This is a genomic window from Paenibacillus sp. GCM10027629, assembly GCF_042676425.1.
In the GTDB taxonomy this organism is placed as follows: Bacteria; Bacillota; Bacilli; order Paenibacillales; family Paenibacillaceae; genus Paenibacillus_K; species Paenibacillus_K terrigena.
On record NZ_JBHTGZ010000012.1, the window covers coordinates 447582 to 468023 of the forward strand.

Here is a 20442-nt window from a genome sequence, read left to right on the forward strand (position 1 = left end):
CAGTTTTTAACACACGAACCCCCCTGATGATATCCCTTTTCTTTTCATAATAATTCATATATTCTAGAGATAATGAGTAGTGGAGGAAAAGGAATGAATAATCATAACGAGGATAAAAGACATTTACGATCGCTGAATACACGAAAAAAATTATTAGAAGCCGCAAGGGAAGTCTTTCTTCAAGAAGGTTTTCAAAAAGCAACGATCTCGCAAATGATTAACAAAGCGAGTATCGGATACGGAACGGCATATGTACATTTTGGAGGAAAAGAAGATCTATTAATCGTATTGATGGAGGGTGTCATGGAGCGATTTTTTGAAATTGCTGAGATCTCCTTCCTGCCAAAATCGAAACAAGAAGCTGAGGAAATCGTTCGTAAACAAGCGAATGATTTTTTGAAAATGGCTGAAGCCGAACGGGATATGATGCAAGTCTTCGAACAGGCAATTGGGGTCTCTTCTTTAGTTTCAGATAAATGGAAAGCCATACGGGAAAAATTTATTCAGCGTATTTCAAAAGACGTTGCCTACGCACAACAAAACGGGTTAGCTAGATCAGGAGTTAATCATGAGATTGTGGCACGAGGTTGGTTTTTTACGAACGAAATGTACTTATGGGAAATTGTCAGGGACGAACACCATAGTTCTGTCGAGGAGATCGCTAGAACGATCACTTCTGTCTACGTCACAGGTCTTTATTTATAGTGTTGGATCTGACCATGAGTTCATCAGAACTGAGCTTTTACCTACGTGGAGGTATGAAAGTACTACCATCTACGATCATAGCTTGAGGATTCAACGCAGCCGAGTTGGCTGCGTTGTTTAAGTTTGGTGGGCCTAGGGGGATATCCGCTCGATCAACTCTCGCTATCCCTTTCTATGGGAAGTCCCATTCCTGATTAATTTTGCTATCGGAGATTACTCAACGATGACAAACTTAGTGGTAGACTGTGACGCCGTGCTCCTACATTAGAAGTATTTCTTCGATGCCTAATCTCCATTACGTCCGTGCGGGCTGAACCCGGGGTTCTCACCCCAATTGGGACTTTCCACCAAATAAAAAACGCAACCCTCATCAGGTTGCGTTGTGTTTATAATATGGTGGAGCCTAGGGGGATACCGCTCGTCTAACTCGCTATCCTTTTCAATGGGATGTCCCATTCCTGATTTAACTTGCTCCCGATGATTACTCGACGATGACGACCTTAGCGGTAGACTGAGACGCCGTTTTCTTACCCCACAAAGTGACGATCTGCATTGTAGCTTATTCCGATTACTTTGCGTTCTTTCGTGCGAAGTTTATTCACTTCTTTTCATCCGCGCGGGCAGAACCCGGAGGTCCACCCCCTAAGTAATCCACCAAAATAAAAAAGCAACCTTACGGCTGCATTTATTATTTTTGGTGGAGTCTAGGGGGATATCCGCTCGTCTAACTCGCTATCCCTTTCATGGGATGTCCATTCCTGATTAACTTGCTGTTGATTAATGCTCGACGATGACAACCTTAGCTGTAGACTGAGACGCCGTGCTCCTACATTAGAAGTTTTATCTACGAAGCATGCTCTTTTCTTTTCGTCCGCGCGGACTGAACCCTGGGGTTCTCACCCCCTAAGCAATCCACCAATTAAAAAACGCAACCCTCATCAGGTTGCGTTGTGTTAATAATTTGGTGGAGCCTAGCGGGATATCCGCTCGTCTAACTCGCTATCCCTTTCAATGGGATGTCTCATTCCTCATTTAACTTGCTGCCGTAGATTACTCGACGATGACAACCTTAGCGGTAGACTGCGACGCCGTGCTCCTGCATTAGAAGTATTTCTTCGAAGCTACTCATTCATTACGTCCGCGCGGACTGAACCCCAGGGTTCGCCCCCTAAGCAATCCACCACAACAAAAAAACCACGTCCGAAGACGCGGTTAATATTCATTGTGGTGGAGCCTAGGGGGATCGAACCCCTGACCTCATCGCTGCCAGCGATGCGCTCTCCCAGCTGAGCTAAGGCCCCATTTGCAGGACAAGCATAGCATAATTCGAAAAAAGTTGTCAATACAAAAGTTGGATAAACTCGGCGGACTATAGATCCGTTAAACGTCGAATACTAACCCATCATAACGAATAAGCGGACACAGAAGCCTTTATATGACCTATGTGAAGCCCCTCAAGGCTCCAAACCAATACATAAGCGTGCTACAGTCCGTTAGATCCGAAATCCAAGCAATTTGGGCGCATATAACGTCCTTTGTGTCCATTACACCTGCATTACTCATACCCACAGCCATGCGCGCCAAGTCCTACTTATTCATCAATCGTATGCTTCGATAACAACCCCGTTAGCTCTTTCATGAACATATTAATGTCCTTGAATTGACGATACACGGAAGCAAAACGCACATACGCGACTTCGTCCACCGGATAGAGTTGCTCCATCAGAAGCTCACCGATTGCACGGCTCTCTACCTCAGGATTTGCTGTGTTCCGCAATGCCTTCTCGACTTCAGAGACGATCATCTCCAGACGCTCCATCGGTACAGGTCTCTTCTCACATGCGCGAATGAGGCCGCGCAATACTTTGTCGCGACTGAATTCTTCGCGGTTACCTTCTTTTTTGATGACAATGAGTGGCGTCTCCTCGATCATTTCAAAAGTTGTAAACCGTCGACTGCAGCTCTCACATTCTCGACGACGTCTGATGGATCTATTCTCGTTAGCAGGCCGTGAATCCAGCACCTTTGTCCCCGAATAATCGCAATGCGGACATTTCATAAATAAATTTCCTCCGTCTCAAATCAATTACTTTAAATTTCCATTCGTCACCTGAATAACAATCATCGTTAAGCACATAATACAATTACCAACCGCAAGGAGGTGAATACAGAGATGAGCGGAAACCGTTCTAGCAACACACTTGTCGTTCCTCAAGCAACTGCTGCTCTTGATCAAATGAAATATGAAGTTGCTCAAGAGTTAGGCATCGCTATTCCACAAGATGGTTACTATGGCAACATGGTAACACGTGACACAGGTTCTATTGGTGGTTACATCACCAAACGCCTTGTAACGATCGCCGAGCAACAACTTGCCGGTCAACACAGATAATTAAACTTTTGGAGAGAAGCGTTGGTCAGGCTGTTCATACAGCTTGTCCCACGCTTTTCTTGTTTATCCCATGAAAAACAAGCCATTACAGTTCATTCTGATAAAGATCCTTATATTTATTATAATAATAAACGACACGCTGTACATAGTTTTTCGTCTCCCCGTAAGGGATCTTCTTGACGGTCTCGAATTTGCCGTCCCATGTCTCGTTCTGAAGCCACTTCGCAACCACACTCGGTCCTGCGTTGTAAGCGGCTAGCGCGACGTATGTATTATTGTTGAATTTCGTTAATAATGACTTGATATACCACGAACCGATCTGAATATTCGGTTCGGCTTCATGTTTCACCTCATCCATCGTCACGGAATCGAACTTCCCCTTCTCAATGACCCAGCTCGCCGTATTCGGCATCACCTGCATGAGCCCGAGTGCTCCCTTCCGCGATTCACTACTTAACTTATAATTACTTTCCACCCGAATAATTGCAGCGATCAGTAGAGGATCCACATCGAAGGTCTTCGCGTGCTTCACAATGGCTTCTTTATAGTGAATGGGATAAATCCATCTCCCCATCCAACTTGAATTGAAGAACAATACGGATACCAAAGCAATGAAAAGAACGAGCAATACCCTTTTTTTTCGTAATACCTTCATTCGATCCCCTTTCTGCGCAAGAATTGATCGATTTGTTCCATCGTCTGCTCAAGTCCAAAGCGGTTATCGATGACAATGTCGGCTTTTTCTTTTTTACGTTCAATATCTAGTTGCGCGTTCAGCCTTCTGACAGCTTGTTCTTCCGTAATCTCATCCCGCTTCATCAGACGTTCGATCTGTAGCTCCCGCGGGACATAGACGACCATTATCTCATCGAAAAACCCTTCATATGCTGCACCTGCCTCGTACAACAGGGGAATATCTGCCACGATCAGTTTCTCCGGATGTTCCTTCTCATACGCTGTCATCCGCTCATGAATGCTCGTCCGAATCGCAGGATGCGTAATGCTCTCCAGCACTTGACGTTCTGCCGGATTCGAGAATATGATCTCGCCGAGCCGTTTGCGATGAAGCGTTCCATCTTCTTGTAAAATATCTTGTCCAAAATGTGCTGCTACTTGCGCCAAAATGGGAGACCCTGGATCCATAATCTCTCGCGCAATTTGGTCTGCATCTATAAGTAAGGCACCCCGAGCAACAAGGAGCGACGAGACTGTACTCTTGCCCGTCGCAATGCCACCAGTTAACCCAATATTCATATTTGTCACCTCAGAATATAATACCTCAATGAAATCAACAACTAGAAAAACCTTAGGATTCCCATAATGATAAGCACGACACCTGGAATAAAGGACAGTTTGCGCAGCCATTGCAGTCCCGCGAACATCAGTCCTACCCGCGTCCCTAAATAGAGGAAGCTGCCGCTGGCAAGCGTGATCGAAATACAAGTCCATAATGGCGAGAAGCCCAACAATGCAGCACCTAATCCGGCGCCAAAAGCATCCAGCGACAACGCAATACCTAGCAATGCCGCTTCCGATGCCGATATCACACCCGAACGGTCGACATCCGCCGCCGATGGGGACTTCAAAATTTGAATGACAAGACCAAATGCCCGAATCTCAAACGTGAATACCGTCTTCTTCGTTGCCGATGCATCTTGCTTAACCGCGCTATCTTCTGTAGGTCGATTTAACTCAGTCCCCGCATCCACATCGCGATCCTTGGAGCCAATGAGTTGAATCAGCGCCCAGCCTCCGATGCCCATCAGAATTAGGGCACCAATCCATTTACTAATCTCAGGCGATACATAATTGGCAATCCATACCCCAATCAACATGGAGGTATAAATAATAATGCCTGAACAAGCGGAGATAATGATAATCGATAAGATTGGAATCCGTATTTTTCGCAAGCCATACGTAACCCCAACACCAAACCCATCCAGGCTAAGTGCGCATGCGAGCAATACTAAAGACAACAAATGCACTAGCATTCCATACCCTCCCGCCTGCAGCTCTATAAGTCACCATCGTGTTGGTGCAACTGTGCCGCAATGTCTTCCACATCATATGGGCGGGGGGAGGAATAAGTGCCTACTATTTTATTAGGAATCCGGTTGGCAGTGCGGACAATAATGTGTACCACGACCGCCAACGACTGTCTTCACAATGGCTGTACCACACGTTACACACGGCTCGTCTTTCCTGCCATAAATCTTCAAATATTGTTGGAACATGCCCATCTCACCTTGTCCATTCACATACGATTTGATCGACGACCCTCCTGCTTCCACGGCTTCTTGCAGGGTTGCGATCACGGCATGATAGATGGCTTCAAGCTGTTCATCCGAGAGCGTATTCGCTTTCACTTCCGGATGGATACCTGCTCGGAATAGGGCCTCATCGACATAAATATTCCCAATCCCGACGACATATGCCTGATTGAGCAAGGTTGGCTTAATAAGCGTAGCACGTTTACCAATGACAGCACGGAACTTCTCGAATGTAAATTGCTCATCTAGCGGTTCTAACCCGAGCTTGTTCAGCGGTGCCATCACGAACTCTTGACCCGGCTCGAAAAGATGCATCGTGCCGAACTGTCTTACATCCTTATAACGAAGCTCCGTCTGATCGGTAAAGTGAAAAATAACGTGCGTATGCTTCTCCACCGGCTCGTCCGAACGATACATCCCGTACCGTCCTTCCATCCGCAAATGCGATACGAGCACTAGCCCGTCCAATACGAGGCGCAGAAACTTCCCCCTGCGCTCGACCTTCTGGAATGTATGACCTTCCAGAAGATATGCGAACTGCAGCACATCATCTGGACGTTGTATGATTCGAGGGAGCGATACAGTGACTCGTTCGATCGTCTTCCCTACAATTAATTGATTTAATGTTCTTGTTACGGTCTCGACTTCCGGCAATTCCGGCATATGACTTCACCTCATCCTTCATTATACCGAATTCAAAGGATCTTTTCTCTTGGATTATTTTGCTTCATACCAGTTCGCACCAAAGCTCACGTCGGCTTGAAGCGGAACATCTAGTTTAAGGGCTCCCGCCATCACATCTGGTACGAGCTTCTTCATCATCTCCAGCTCCTCAGCCGGTACTTCGAACACCAATTCATCGTGTACCTGAAGCAGCATGCGGCTCTTGAGCTTCTCATCTTCAAGGCGCTTTGCCATCTGCACCATGGCAAGCTTGATAATATCTGCTGCCGTCCCTTGGATCGGCGTGTTCATTGCAGTCCGTTCCGCAAAAGAACGAAGGTTGAAGTTCGACGCCGTAATCTCAGGCAAATACCGTCTGCGTTCAAGCAACGTCGTCACATAACCGTCCTGACGCGCTTGCTTCACAATATCGTCCATATATTTGCGAACCCCTTGGAATACGGCAAAATACTGCTCAATGAACTGCGCCGCATCTCGACGTGTAATGTTCAAGTTCTGCGACAAACCATAATCACTAATCCCGTATACGATACCGAAGTTGACCGCTTTCGCTTGGCGACGCATATTCGCATCAACCGCTTCAGCCGGTACCCCGAATACATCCATGGCGGTCTTCGTATGAATGTCCATATTATGAACGAACGCTTCAATTAACTTCTCATCTTGCGATATATGCGCCAAGACCCGCAGCTCGATCTGCGAATAGTCCGCTGCGAGAATCGACCAGCCCGGTTCAGACGGCACGAATACTTTCCGGATTTTGCGTCCTTCTGCAAGACGAATCGGAATATTCTGCAAGTTCGGAAACTGACTACTAAGACGCCCTGTTGCCGCGATCGTCTGACGATAGTACGTATGCACTTTCCCAGTCTCTGGGCGTACCTCCTTGAGAAGACCTTCAACATACGTCGATTGCAGCTTCGCAATTTGTCGGTAGTGGAGAATCTGCTTCACGATATCATGATAAGGTTCCAGCTTCTCCAGCACTTCCGCATCCGTCGAATAGCCTGTCTTGGTCTTCTTCATGACCGGCAATCCTAATTTATCGAACAGAATCTCTCCAAGCTGCTTCGGTGAATTAATATTGAACTCCATCCCTGCAAGGCGATAAATATCCGCAGCCAGATGATTAATTATCACTTCAAACTCACGCCCGAGATCTCGTAGATCTTCCACGTTAACGGCAATCCCCTGTTTCTCCATATCCGCGAGAACTTTGGACAAAGGAAGCTCCAAATCGTAATACAACATATGCATCTCGTTCTGCTCCAGAGCTGCTTGCTGCTTCACCATAATCTGTTGAACAGCCATTGCCTTGCGGCCTAAATGCTCGCTAAGCGTTGCTAGGTCCGGCACTTTGAACTTGGCGCCTTTTCCGAACACATCCTCATCACGTCTCAGCGATGGTAATTCATATTTGGACGCCAAATAATCAATCGTCTGGTTCGAATCCGTCGGATCCAGAATGTAGGCTGCGAGCTGTACATCGAAAGCGGCACCTTCAAAAGCGATCCCTTGCCAATGCAGCGCAAGATCCGTCTTATGCAGATCATACCCACGCTTCGGAATGGATCCGTCTGCAATCCAAGCACGAAGAGGAGCCGATTCATCTGATTTTAACTGTGCGTAAGGTACATAATAGCTTGTATCCGACGTCCGGAAAACGACACCGATCACATCCGATTGATGCGGGTTCTCTCCGATTGACTCGGTATGGAATACTTCTACATTCGTTAAGTCCGCGACGAGGGCAGGCAGCGTGTCCGAATCAACGACGACCAAGTTCAGTGGTGCAACCACTTCAGGCTCCATACCCTCAATCGCTTCTCCAGATTCGTCTAATGCAGCAATCCGCTCAATTAACGATTTGAACTCCATTTTGCGGAAGAAAGGAATAGCTTGTACAGCCGGAATACCTTTGAACTGAAGGTCATCCCAAGTCTGCGTCAGAGGTACCTCGCGGAATATCGTAGCGAGCTCTTTACTCATTCGCGCAGAATCGGCATGCGTCTCGATGTTCTCCTTGATCTTCCCTTTTAATTCTCCAGTACTCGCGATCACATTCTCAACGGTTCCAAATTGATGAAGCAGCTTGAGCGCGGTCTTCTCACCGACCCCAGGTACGCCAGGAATATTGTCCGATGCGTCTCCCATAAGACCTTTCAAATCAATAATCTGATTCGGAGTCAAGCCGTATGTTTCCTGAATTTGCGCAGGGTCATACGCTTCGATCTCGGTAACCCCTTTACGCGTTATGGCAATGGTGACATGATCGGAAGCCAGCTGCAGCATATCTTTATCCCCGGAAATGACCATCACTTGCTTCTGCTGCTCGTCCGCTATACGCGTAAGTGTCCCAATAATATCGTCTGCCTCATAGCCGTTCAGTTCGAAATGAGTAATTCCGCACGCTGTCAGTAGTTCGCGCAGCAGCGGAAATTGCTCGGACAACTCCGAAGGCGTCTTCGCACGACCACCCTTATAATTCTCGTAACCGGCATGACGGAACGTCACTTTCCCGGCATCGAACGCCACCATCAGGTGGGTTGGTTTCTCTTCTTCAATTAACCGCAGCAGCATTGTCGTGAAGCCATATACCGCATTTGTATGTAATCCGCTGGAATTGGTTAATGGCGGCATCGCATAGAAGGCGCGATTCGCGATACTGTTTCCATCAATCACAATCAGTTTGTCCATTGTACACCCCTAATTTAAGCGTCATGTGTATTAGTACGTTGAAAATAGTGTTGTTCGTACACCGCCCGCTCCGCGTCTGAATCGTTCTTCCGATCGCTCTTGTCCTCAGATTTCTTGGATTGGATTGAACCGTAAATGGTAGAATTCCGATGACAAAGGCGAACGCTATCGCTTCTCCAGTACGATTTCAGCCGCTCCGCTGACATGCGACGGATTATGTGAACATGCTGCCCGGTGGAGTGTAGTGGTTAACTGCTTTTTTGCAGTTATTCCGCACTCCGCGAACCAGATCCGGCTAATTAACTGCTTTTTTGCAGTTAATTCACGCTCCGCACACCAGAACCAGCCAATTAACTGCTTTTTTGCAGTTATTTCACGCTCCGCACGCCAGTACCAGCCAAATAACTGCTTTTCAGCAGTTAATTCACACCCAGTACGCTAAAAACAGCCTTTTTCAACGTCAAAAGACACATACGCCTATTCTTCCCTCCATTTTACCATATAGAAGGGGGAGTTAAAAATGCAAAGAAAGCTTTCCTGCAAGGTAGCCATGACCGGCCTGCAGAAAAGCTTACGTATCGTTGTATGTTGTGTATCATCACGCATATCTAGCGTTTTAACTTGCGATTGTTGAACCAGAGTGGAATGCGGAATACCATATTGATCAACAAGACAACGAAGACTAGAACCGCGGCGGATTTGTCCGCAATTTGCCGTGCATCCTCGACGATGGCTTCCGATTGCACGTACCAGAGATGAACCGCAAGGGTCTCACCCGGCGCGAACAGACTGAAATCCCACATTTCGCCCGATGTGCTAAGCCCCGCTGTTAGAATAATAACCGCAGATTCCCCGAATGCACGTCCTGCGACGAGACATACACCGGTCACAATCGCATTCATTGCGACAGGCAGTACGACTGTACGAATACACTGGAATCGAGTAGACCCTAACGCATACGATGCGTTCCGCAGATCATTCGGCACCGCACGAATCGCCTCTTCCGTAACACGCGTCAACATCGGCAAGTTCAAGAACGCCAAACTGATCGAGCCGCCGAGAATCGTAAGTCCTATGCCAAAGTATTCTGCGAAAATTGCGAGTCCGAGCATCCCAAACACGATCGAAGGAACGGAAGACAAGGCCTCAACGCAAATACGCAAACCTTCCGTAAATTTGTTCGCTGGTGCATATTCCGCCATGTAAATGCCTGCACCAACCCCAATCGGTATGGAGAAGATCAAGGAAAGGATGAGAACATAGAACGAGTTGAACAGCATAGGCCCAATCCCGCCGCCCGCTTCAATCTCGTCTGGCAAATCAACCAAGAACTTCGGTGTAATCTCAGGTAACCCTTTATGCATAATCGTATAGAGCAGCCAGAAAATAAGCAGCAATATCAGCAAGCCAATACCCCAAAACAACCCGGTTGCCATGCGATCCATGAAGCGTGCACGCATATTGCGTTTTGTCGCTGTGAACCCACTCATGCCTGTGCACCGCCTTTACCCCGTAAGAATCGAATAATTAGAATCAGAATCATGGATATCGCTAATAGCAGGAACGCCATCATATGTAACGCATAGTTCCAAGTCGACTCGAACTCCACATTCGAGATCTGCATCACGATGTTACTCGTCAGTACGGAAGTAGGTGTGAAAAGGGTCTTCGCAAGCTGCGCGGTATTCCCGATCACCATCACGACGGCCATCGTCTCCCCAATCGCACGCGTCATGCCCAGGATCACCGCCGTCATAATGCCTCGACTCGCCGCAGGCACAATCACTTTGAGAATCACTTGTAATCGTGTCGAACCTAGCGCGTAAGCCGCTTCACGATACTTCTTCGGCACCGCTGTGATCGCATCATCACTGATCCGGCTAATCGTTGGTAAGATCATAAGCGAAAGGACAAGCGCAGCCGCGAAGATCCCGTCTGCAAGCCCTTCACCTGTCCACTCACGCAAGAGCGGAATCAGGACAGTTAGACCTAGATATCCATATACAATCGAAGGAATACCGACTAGAAGATCCAGTACAGGTCGAATGAAGCTGCGGAACCAAGCTGGAGCAATCTCCGCATTGAAGATCGCAATCGCGATCGAGATCGGCACGGAGATCAGCAGCGTCAATCCCGTCAACGTAATCGTGTTCACGATGAATGCTGCAGCACCATAATGCTCTTCTTCCGGTGCCCAGTTGAACGAGAGGAAGAACTCCTTGAAGGATACCGTCTCAAAGGTTAAGAAGCCAGTTTTGGCAATAAAGACGATGACCAGCGCTAAGACGAAGCATAGTGCAAGGATACTGAATAAAAAGTAGCTCTGGAACAGCCGATTCGTAAATCTTACGCGAGCTGCACGATTGAACTTCGACTTCGACGTAACATCGCCAAGGATCGACGACTGTGGTGCCTGTTCAGAAATAGGCGTATGCATAAGGTTCCTCCCATAAAGCAACCAGCCCAATTTCGCTCAGGCTGGCCGCTAGGTTGTTCATGAATAATCGGTTTATTTCATTGCGGAAAGTGGAATGAATTTCATTTTCTTCGCTGTTGTTGTTTGGAACTTTTTGTTCTGAATGTACTCGATAAATGCTTTCACTTCGCCTGTTGGTTGGCCTTTTGTCATGTAGTAGCCATATGACCAAATTTTATATTTACCGTTGATAACATTTTCAGCTGTCGCTTCAACGCCGTTGAACTTCACAGCTTTAATATCGCTGTTCACATATACCAAGTCGATGTAACCGATCGAGTTCGGTGTTGTTGCGACTGCTGTTTTCATATCGCCGCTGGATCCTACTTCTTTATAGTTCTTGCTCTTCTTCACGATATCGCCGCCGCCAAGCGCTTTAGCTTGATAGTTAACGCGTGTACCGGAACCGAAGGCACGAGTGATCACAACGATATCTTCATCCGAACCGCCAACATCTTTCCAGTTCGTAATTTTACCGGAGTAAATGCCTTTCAATTGCTCTGTCGTAAGGTTATCTACACCTACGTTCTTGTTTACGACTGTTGCGAAAGGAATGACAGCGACTTTGTTCGCCACTTGACCATCAAAAGCTTTGAATCCTGGAACGTCCGTGCTTGCATCCCAGTCACATGCGCCGATGTCCGCGATGCCTTTTTTAACCGCTTGAGGTCCTGTTACGGAACCTTTACCGGATGCTGCGAAGGATACTTTCGGGTGAAGCTTTTGGAATTCTTTTGCCGCTTGAAGTGTTAATGGAAGAAGGGCTGTGGAGCCGTTAATCGTGATTTTCCCCTTCAATGTATCGCCAGCCGCTGCTGCGGAACCTGCGAATGCTGATGTGATGACGAACATTGTTGCTAATGTAAGCACAGTGAATTTTTTGAAAACGTTCATGTGTATATTCTCCTCTCGAGATTCAGGTTTAGTTTATTTCGTTAACGTCGTTGCTTGACCGTTCTGTACGATAAGAACTTTACCGTCAGCGATCAATGCGATCGTGGAACCATCTGCCGATACTGAAATTTCCGATACTTCCGCTTTAATCTTGAATAATTCTTTACGCTCGCCTTGCGCAGATACTTGAGCGATCGTCACACCAGATGCATCTTCCGTAGCAACAACAAGCGTATCTTGCGTTGTTACGGCACTCCAAAGTACATTTTTATCTGCGATAAGATCTGATAGATTCTTTCCGTCTGCGGAAATCGCCTTCAAGACATCATTCTCGACTTTGCCTTCTGGATCTGCGCTGATGTATACGACACGACCATCATTCAAGACATTAGCGAACAATTTGTTATCGAGCGCTTTTGTCAGTTGAATCGGCTTCGCATCTTTCTTCGTCAGGTCGAGCACGAACAACTGGGAGCCTGCTTTGGAATAGTCAATTTTGAGTGACTCTTCCGTGCTCTCTTTGTCGCTATCCGCAACACCTGTTACGTTCACTGTATACACCATTTTTGTTCCGTCTGCCGATACACGCGGCTCTGCTTTGTTCTCTACTTTATCCGATAGAATCGATTTCACCGAAGAGCCGCTTAGCTCGATGACACCGATTTTCTCTTGCTTATCACCTTGTGCGAAGTATACTTTTTTGCTGTCTGCCGTCCATACCAAATCCATTTTGACAGAGTTATCGCTGCTCCACACATGAGATGTTCCTGTATGTAAGTTCACGAGAATCAATTGTGCTGATGCGTCAGCATACACACCGTATTGACCATCTGGCGATACGACCATCGATGCAGCTTCATCTACCGTTGATAGAATCTCGTTCTTGTTGTTCGCAGCACGCAATTGATAGATTTCAGTTGCATCTGCATCATCTTTGTTCACGATCACAGCTGCGTTATTGATCAAACGCGGTGCGGAGAAAATACCTTCAAGGACTTTCACGCTCTTCACTTCTGTACCGTCGATTTCGCCACCTAGCGCATCTACGATCGCAGGCAATTCAACATACAAGACGCCTTGAACCGTTTGCGGTGCTGTAACGAATTTCGCTTCTTTGCCATTTGCCTTGAATTCTGCGCTGCTTGCAAAAATTTCAGCCGTGTGGAACTCGTTAAGCAACGTAGCGCTGCTGCCACTGCTGATATAACTTGCACCGAGTGAATTCGCAAGATCCGATGCGGCATAGAGCACTTGACTGCCAGATTTGATCGATTTCACAACAGACTTGATGCCATCCACCGATAACGTTGCGTTCACGACCGGGTTCGCAAGTACGTTACGTGCTTCGACACTTGCAGTTCCTTGCGTAGGTTTCTTCTCTACTGGTGCTGCGCTTGCAGCAGTTGTTGTTACAACAGCAGTGACTAAAGCAGATGCAATGACCTTACCCAACATGTTCTTTTTCATGGATTTCTTTTCACCCATTCTTTTCGGATTATGTAGCGGATTTGAACTTCTAATGTTATTTTCACATGGGATTGTTAAAAGACTTCGCATGAATTGTTCGCCAGATATTAATATTCGGTGAAGGAATTGTAAATAAAATTGTAAATTTTATGAAAAATACGATGGATTTCTTGTAAATAGTAGTTCTTTATACCTTATAAACGTAAAGTGATTAAGAAATAATCCCCATAGCAAAGAAGCATGCAACCGTAACAATGATTCTAACGGTCACACACTTCCTGCATTTCTTCTAACATTTATGATTAAATAGTAATGGTTATAGACTCGAATAGATCCCGATGTTGGAAATTGTCGGACACCATCTCGATTCAGTAATCGATAGCCGGATATAGCGGAATCTCACGGAATCGAATCGGCAAATTCGCTTATAACCAATCACTGTCCCACGAAATAACGACTTCCATTCTTCTCCGTCACGGTACTCTAAGACGAATCTTTCAATGCGCTGCCCTGATCGAATGTGTTCCTGTAGCACAACATGGTCAAACGTCGCTTCATGTTTCAAGTCAACTTCAATAATTGCTTGCTCCGTGCCTTCTTGCGGACACCAGTATGTATCGTTATTCCCATCAACCATGTTGCTTGCAGGTTGTCCCTCCATCGATTCCGAGGATTGCACAGATGCATGAGCTGCTAGATTGTCTTTGAATGTATCACGGATCAATTCACCGAGTTCCCTCAGGCGTGCTACATCATTTTCGTGAAACAGTCCACGGCGATCAGGCGGAATATTCAAGAGAAACATAGCGTTACCACCAACAGACCCATAGTAGATACGCCGTAGTTCATCTAGTGATTTAACCTTATCATCTTCTGAAGCATGATAGAACCATCCGGGACGAATCGATGTATTCACTTCCGCGGGGTACCATACCAGCTCGCTCTCCTGTTGTATGACCTCTCTACTGCCCAAATCCTTGTCTTCCGAACTGTATCTTCGCGCGAACTCCGCGTCATCCACTTGCTGCGATTTCTCTTGGATTCGCTCATTATCCCGAAGGGATGCAGGCACAACGCTCCACTCCGATTCTCGACAGTGACCCGCTTCATTGCCGCACCAACGAATATCCGGACCGCATACGGAGATTGCCGCATTCGGCTGCAGCTCCCGGATCAATGCATAGTAGCTTTCCCAATCATAGACTTGACGTTTCCCGTTCGGACCTTCGCCGCAAGCACCGTCGAACCAGACGCAGAATAGGTCCCCGTAATTTGTGAGCAGCTCTCGCAATTGATTTCTAAAATACGCATTATACAAGGGCGAATCGCCATAGGATTGTTCATGCCGATCCCATGGTGATAGATAGATTCCGAATTGGATGCCGCCCTTGCGACAGGCTTCGGATACTTCTTGTACAATGTCCCCTTTCCCGTCCTTCCATGGGCTATGTTGGACGGAATGGTCCGTATACACACTAGGCCATAAGCAAAAACCATCATGATGTTTGCATGTAAGGATCAAGCCTCTCATTCCCGCCGCTTTACACGCTTCCACCCATTGATCCGCATCGAATTCTGTAGGATTAAAAATCGAAGGATCTTCGTTCCCCATCCCCCATTCTTTATCGGTATACGTATTGACCGTAAAATGAACGAATGCGTAAAACTCCATTTCCTGTACAGTCAATTGGCGATCCGACGGCCTAACTTGTGCAGCATTTCTAATCATGCTGTTCATGACGATTCCTCCCTCATTGGACAAAACGAACCTCTTCTATACGGATCTATCCGTCACTTTTCAAGTCCATTGTAGAATACGATGACGAGGTTAATTAGCATTATAATAGTCAACTTTTGAACAAAAATAACCGAACCCCCAGGTCATAGGGAATTCGGTTATATCTTATAGGCTCTTAATTTTCTATAAATAAGTTCTTCACAGAAGGATAAATGTTCTTATAGCGCTCGAACTTACGTTGATAATGCGCATGAAGCGCATCATCTGGCGTATACACCTCTGCCGCCGCTCTAGATAAATATTGATCCGCGAACTCGGTATAGCTACTCACCCAACCCAGCGCAATGAATCCGCCTGAAGCTGCCCCTAGAGCCGGGAGGTATTGCGAATCTTGAGGAACTCGAACTTGGACGCCGAAAATATCCGCGATCATCTGACACCAGACAGGGCTCTTCGTTCCACCGCCAATGAGAACAAGCGGCTTCTGAAGCGCGTTACCGTCGCCGAGCTGCTGCTGCACTTGCTTCATCGCGAAGGCTACCCCTTCCAGCACCGCACATCCCATCATCGCCTTCGTCGTTGCCTGCTTCAGACCTATAAAACAACCTGTAGCCTGCTGATCTTGAATCGGCGAACGTTCCCCGTTCAGATAGGGCAGGAACAAGACGTGATTCTCGAATCGATTGACCGCCCGAACGGCTTCCTCAAACGCTTGATAAGCTGAGTTCGATCCATCCGTACCTTCGCTAAACGTTGTTACCGCCCACTGATGTGCATTACCCGCATTAAGCAGTGGTGCAACAGCGATCAACACACCATCCGCCGCATGGGCCAAGTGGAATACCCGACTCTCTGCGGGCAGCTTCTGATTGGACGTCATCCCAATCCATCCTGTCGTCCCAATGTAGCCATACATTTCACCGGGAGCCGTTACGCCGGCACCTATGGTCGTTGCTCCAGCATCGCCAATACCGCATAGCACCTTCGTCCCTACCCGGAATCCGGTCATCCGCGCAGCTTCTGGATGCACCTCGCCCGCGATCGCTTCCGGTGCCAAAATTGGCGGTAGCTTCTTCGCATCAAGTGCATAACGCGATAACCAAGCCGTTTCCCATTCCCGTATATGAAGGTTCATCATCCCGGTTGTCGCAGCAGTCGTCGCGTCCGTGACCGCCTGACCCGTAAGATGATAAATGACATAATCTTTGGAGCTGATCAGGTACCAAGCTGTCTTCACATCAAGCTCCGCTTCCCGCTCCTGCATCCATAACAGCTTCGCCAGTGGCGACGTGCCATCCAAAGCATTCCCGGTCACCTGGAATATCCCCTCATGACCGAGCTCCTGATTCATTCGTGCTGCTTGTTCTGCAGCACGTCCATCAGAATAGAGGATGGCAGGCCGGACAGGGAGGCCATCGGCTCGGATGGGAATGATATCTTGCATTTGTCCGCTAAATGTAATGAGTTCGATGTCATGGGCACGAATTCCACTGCTCCACCATACATCAGCAATCGTACACACGGCTTCCAACCATTGCTCTGGATGTTGTTCGATCCATCCTCCTTGAAGGAGTGTATGCATCGGAACATCCTGCTCTTGATGTAATCCCCCATGCTTGTCCACCAACACACCTTTGGTATTCGTCGTCCCGATATCAAAAGCAGCAATGTAGCCCATCATCTCACTCCTTCATATCTGCAAGCGTTGTGTTCTCTTTCATCTCCGAAATCAGACGGTACAAATAATCCTGCTCCCCCGTCTCGCAGCGTGCTACAAGAACCGACCCTACGACAGCGCCTTCGAAGCCGCTAGCCACGACGGACTTCACCCGGTCCCCCGATCGCAGACCGAACCCAGCAACGATCATCGCTGTCTTCGTGAACGTTCTAGCCTTCGCATACAGATCGGACAGATTCGTGCTGGAGTTCGCCAGCGGATTCCCTGTTGTTCCCGTGTAGAGCTGGGCATAGAGAATGTTGAGCGCGCTGCAGACCCGGTTCATCTCTTCATCCGGTAGCGCATCGTTAACGAATCCAACGACATCAACGCCATGCACCGCGAGGGCGGACTGCAGCGCGATTTGATCCTCGATGCTCGCATCCGGGATCACCAAACCATCGATCAGACCTGCTTCTGCGAGCTGCAGCGCAAGGCCCTCTTCGACGAGTTCCTTCTTGTAGCCCATCGCCCAGATCGGCTCATCCATCTGCTGGCGAAGACGCGTCATATAAGGCGTGAGCCAGTCATTGCCCGCTTCGTCCTCGGCATGTGCTTGAACCCGTTCATGTCCACGCTTAATGACAGCGCCGTCCATGTACGGATTCGCGCTTGGGATGCCAATCTCGAAGATGTCGATCCCTGCCGTCGCAGAATCCTTCACGATCTCAAGGGATTTCTCCACATCCGGATCTCCGGAGACGAAGTAGCCAATCAACAGCGCTTCTTGCAATTCTTCAATCCGTTGCCAAGCTTGTAAGTTTCTCTTGCTGTTAAAATGATTGCTCATCGCGAACCACGTCCGAACTTCTGCATAATAACGGCTGCAATGACGATCAACCCTGTGATGACGTCCTGCATAAATGTCGGAACCTGCATAATCGTAAGTCCATTCGCCAGAATCCCGATAATCGCGGCGCCCACGAAGGTTCCCCAAATGTTCGGTACGCCTTCCTTGAACGATGTCATGCCAAGATATGCCGCTGCATAAGCCTGTAGGAACAATCCGTTCCCTGCAGTCGGATGCGCGGAGCCAAGACGTGAAGCCATAAGTACGCCCGTTAATGCCGCAAGTGCCGCACCTAAGGCGAACGCTGCGTTTTTATTCCATTTCACGCGAAGGCCTGCAATCCGGGAAGCCGATTCATTGCCGCCAATCGCATAGAGCCGTCTGCCGAAAGCCGTCTGCGTCATCACATACCAGAACAGAATCGTAATCAGCAGCATGACGATGGAGAGAAGCGGTATACCGAGCAGCGATTTCTGACCGACCAATCGGAAGCTGTCTGGAATATTCTCGAAGATCGTCGCACCGCCTGTTAGCCAAAAGGTGAATCCGCCCAGAATGGTACTCATCGCAAGTGTCGTAATGAATGATAATACGCGGAACTGCGTTACGATCCATCCGTTGATGAAGCCGACAACCAGCGCCACAAGAACCGGTGCTAGAAAAGCGATCCAGATCGGTCCGCCGCTGGCTGCAATTTTCGCCGCAATGACCCCGCCAAGACTTGCAATCGCTCCGATCGATAGGTCAAATTCACTAACAGACATGACGATTGTCGCACCAATCCCAATGATAACGAGGAATGAAATTTGACGACTAATGTTGATGGCATTATCCAGTGTCGCGAATGAGTCCGGATTCAGTACGCTGAAAATAATCGTGATGATTACACCGGCGATCACCGTGCCATAGGATCTAAATATTTTGCCCCACTCGATTGAAGAAGAGCTTTTTGTTAGTTTCGTAGTTTCCATGATAGGTCTTCCTTTCATCGATAAAATCCGAAGTTCAAAAAGTCGAATACTTCGTGATCATAAGGTGACTTTTAAATTACCGATTATAGCAAATTTGTAAGAGTTGTTCGGAGCTCGCTTCCCCACCAGGCACTTCAGCCACGATAGACCCTTCTCGAAGCACATAGATCCGATCACATAAGTCCAATATTTCGTGAATATCAGAAGAGACATAGACAACCCCGCGCTTTTCACTCGCTTGCTGCCTAAGCAGGCGATGAATTTCTTCGCGCGTCATGACATCAACCGCTTGCGTTGCCTCATCACATAAGAAGAGCTCCGGATTGTTCATCATTGCTTTGGCAAAGACGACTTTCTGTTGATTCCCTCCACTAAGCTCGGATACGTTCTGCTCACTGGACGTTGCTTTGACATTCATGTGATCCATAAAACGCCGCACTTCGCTCTTCTCGAACCGCTGCCGCACGTAGAATCCCGTTGAGAAATGTTTCAGACGAGGCAGTGTCATATTCTCGCGAATCGTCAGATTCATGACGAGACCTTCCGATCTGCGATCTTCAGGGATGAGTACCATGCCGTTCTCCAAGGCTTGCTGCGGTGTGGCAATGCGCTGCGTTTTCCCTGCGACTGCCACATCGCCACTCTGAATCGGCCGCCCGCCATAGATCGCTTCGAGTAATTCCGTACGTCCCGCTCCAGCCAGACCGAAGATGCCGACAATTTCACCGCGATGGACACGGAAGCTGGTATCTCTCACCGTACCATCGACGGTAGATAAGTTTCTCACTTCAAGAAGTACAGGCTCATGCAAGGCATTTCTGCGCTCTTGTGCCGTTGTTCCTTGATAGTCTGTATCCGTCATATAAGAAATCACTTTCTTGAGATCGGCTTCTTCCCGTTGAAGCGTACCTGCCCACTTGCCGTTCCGAAATACGATAATTCGATCGGATAATCGGAAAATTTCCTCCATCCGGTGCGAGACATACAGAATCGCTGTCCCTTGGTCCGTCATCCGTTCGATCAGGCGGAATAGAACTTCCGTCTCCTGATCGGTTAACGATGCTGTCGGCTCGTCGAGAATTAGCAGCTTGCAATCCTGCATCATAACCCGCATCAGCTCGAGCATCGTACGTTCTGGCGGGGACATCTCCTCTGCGGTTTTCGTCAAATCCAACTCGATCCCAAGCTCTTTTTTCACAGCCTCAGCACGTTCCTTCATCTGGTTCCACTTGACCCGAAGTCCGAATTTCAGCTGTGGAAGCGGAAGACCGAGATACAAATTCTCATACCCTGAGAACGAAGGGATTAAATGCCGCTCTTGATGGATTACATGAATGCCCAAACGATGCGCATCACGCGGTGAATGAATCGTAACGGCTTGTCCATTCCATGCGATGCGACCGCCATCCGGTGTATAGACACCTGTTATAATTTTGATGAACGTCGATTTACCTGCGCCATTCTCCCCCACTAGACCCACGACTTCGCCTGACGCGATCGAGAGGGAAATGTCCGAGAGGGCGTGATGTAGACCGAACTTCTTATCCAGTTGTTGAACCTCTAACAGTGACATCCAGGTCATCCTCCTGCCATGGAAGGAATAAAGCGGCTGGAGACCAGCCGCTCTACCTTCATCCATTT

17 protein-coding genes and 1 tRNA gene are annotated in these 20442 nt (G+C 47.9%); 2 read left to right on the forward strand and 16 right to left on the reverse strand.

Annotation, left to right across the window (positions count from 1 at the left end; genetic code table 11):
• Positions 1-93 precede the first annotated feature (93 nt).
• Complete coding sequence (locus ACFQZR_RS22635) at positions 94-705, forward strand: TetR/AcrR family transcriptional regulator (RefSeq protein WP_379350134.1); 612 nt, start codon at positions 94-96, stop codon at positions 703-705.
• A 1225-nt stretch (positions 706-1930) separates the two neighbouring features.
• On the opposite strand, the gene ACFQZR_RS22640 is transcribed toward ACFQZR_RS22635, so the two are convergent.
• Positions 1931-2006: transfer RNA gene (locus tag ACFQZR_RS22640), tRNA-Ala, on the reverse strand.
• 290 nt (positions 2007-2296) lie between these two features.
• Positions 2297-2764 carry a transcriptional regulator NrdR gene (nrdR, locus tag ACFQZR_RS22645; RefSeq protein WP_018756034.1) on the reverse strand — a complete coding sequence of 156 codons (468 nt, stop codon included), beginning with the start codon at positions 2762-2764 and terminating at the stop codon, positions 2297-2299.
• Between the two features lie 114 nt (positions 2765-2878).
• Here nrdR and ACFQZR_RS22650 point away from each other — a divergent pair, with 114 nt between their 5' ends.
• Entirely contained in the window at positions 2879-3097 is a 219-nt protein-coding gene (locus ACFQZR_RS22650) for an alpha/beta-type small acid-soluble spore protein (protein WP_018756035.1), read from the forward strand.
• 85 nt (positions 3098-3182) lie between these two features.
• Here the strand turns inward: ACFQZR_RS22650 and ACFQZR_RS22655 are convergent, their stop codons facing one another.
• From ACFQZR_RS22655 to ACFQZR_RS22720, 14 genes are all read right to left on the reverse strand, one after another.
• Positions 3183-3752 (reverse strand): lytic transglycosylase domain-containing protein, encoded by a 570-nt coding sequence (locus ACFQZR_RS22655; RefSeq protein WP_379350137.1) that lies wholly within the window; start codon positions 3750-3752, stop codon positions 3183-3185.
• Entirely contained in the window at positions 3749-4351 is a 603-nt protein-coding gene (gene coaE, locus ACFQZR_RS22660; protein WP_379350964.1) for a dephospho-CoA kinase, read from the reverse strand. Before coaE ends, ACFQZR_RS22655 begins: the two co-directional genes overlap by 4 nt.
• 41 nt (positions 4352-4392) lie before the next feature.
• Entirely contained in the window at positions 4393-5088 is a 696-nt protein-coding gene (ytaF, locus tag ACFQZR_RS22665; protein WP_379350139.1) for a sporulation membrane protein YtaF, read from the reverse strand.
• Positions 5089-5199: 111 nt separating this feature from the next.
• The gene (mutM, locus tag ACFQZR_RS22670; RefSeq protein ID WP_379350141.1) at positions 5200-6030 is read right to left on the reverse strand and encodes a DNA-formamidopyrimidine glycosylase; all 831 of its coding nucleotides are present in this window, start codon (positions 6028-6030) and stop codon (positions 5200-5202) included.
• 54 nt (positions 6031-6084) lie between these two features.
• Positions 6085-8748: a DNA polymerase I gene (gene polA / locus ACFQZR_RS22675; RefSeq protein ID WP_379350143.1), complete on the reverse strand. Its 2664-nt coding sequence runs from the start codon at positions 8746-8748 to the stop codon at positions 6085-6087.
• A 608-nt stretch (positions 8749-9356) separates the two neighbouring features.
• The gene (gene pstA / locus ACFQZR_RS22680; protein ID WP_379350145.1) at positions 9357-10238 is read right to left on the reverse strand and encodes a phosphate ABC transporter permease PstA; all 882 of its coding nucleotides are present in this window, start codon (positions 10236-10238) and stop codon (positions 9357-9359) included.
• Positions 10235-11185 carry a phosphate ABC transporter permease subunit PstC gene (pstC, locus tag ACFQZR_RS22685; RefSeq protein WP_379350147.1) on the reverse strand — a complete coding sequence of 317 codons (951 nt, stop codon included), beginning with the start codon at positions 11183-11185 and terminating at the stop codon, positions 10235-10237. Before pstC ends, pstA begins: the two co-directional genes overlap by 4 nt.
• Positions 11186-11257: 72 nt before the next feature.
• Entirely contained in the window at positions 11258-12118 is an 861-nt protein-coding gene (locus ACFQZR_RS22690) for a phosphate ABC transporter substrate-binding protein (RefSeq protein WP_379350149.1), read from the reverse strand.
• Between the two features lie 33 nt (positions 12119-12151).
• Positions 12152-13585 carry a TolB family protein gene (locus tag ACFQZR_RS22695; protein WP_379350151.1) on the reverse strand — a complete coding sequence of 478 codons (1434 nt, stop codon included), beginning with the start codon at positions 13583-13585 and terminating at the stop codon, positions 12152-12154.
• Positions 13586-13901: 316 nt separating this feature from the next.
• Complete coding sequence (locus tag ACFQZR_RS22700; RefSeq protein WP_379350153.1) at positions 13902-15323, reverse strand: alpha-L-fucosidase; 1422 nt, start codon at positions 15321-15323, stop codon at positions 13902-13904.
• 175 nt (positions 15324-15498) lie between these two features.
• Complete coding sequence (locus ACFQZR_RS22705; protein ID WP_379350155.1) at positions 15499-17004, reverse strand: xylulokinase; 1506 nt, start codon at positions 17002-17004, stop codon at positions 15499-15501.
• Between the two features lies 1 nt (position 17005).
• Positions 17006-17830, reverse strand: a complete 825-nt coding sequence (locus tag ACFQZR_RS22710) for a tryptophan synthase subunit alpha (protein ID WP_379350158.1) — start codon at positions 17828-17830, stop codon at positions 17006-17008.
• A complete protein-coding gene (locus ACFQZR_RS22715; protein WP_379350160.1) occupies positions 17827-18801 on the reverse strand; it encodes an ABC transporter permease in 975 nt (324 codons plus the stop codon). Before ACFQZR_RS22715 ends, ACFQZR_RS22710 begins: the two co-directional genes overlap by 4 nt.
• Before the next feature lie 76 nt (positions 18802-18877).
• Positions 18878-20374 carry a sugar ABC transporter ATP-binding protein gene (locus tag ACFQZR_RS22720; protein WP_379350162.1) on the reverse strand — a complete coding sequence of 499 codons (1497 nt, stop codon included), beginning with the start codon at positions 20372-20374 and terminating at the stop codon, positions 18878-18880.
• Positions 20375-20442: the final 68 nt, after the last annotated feature.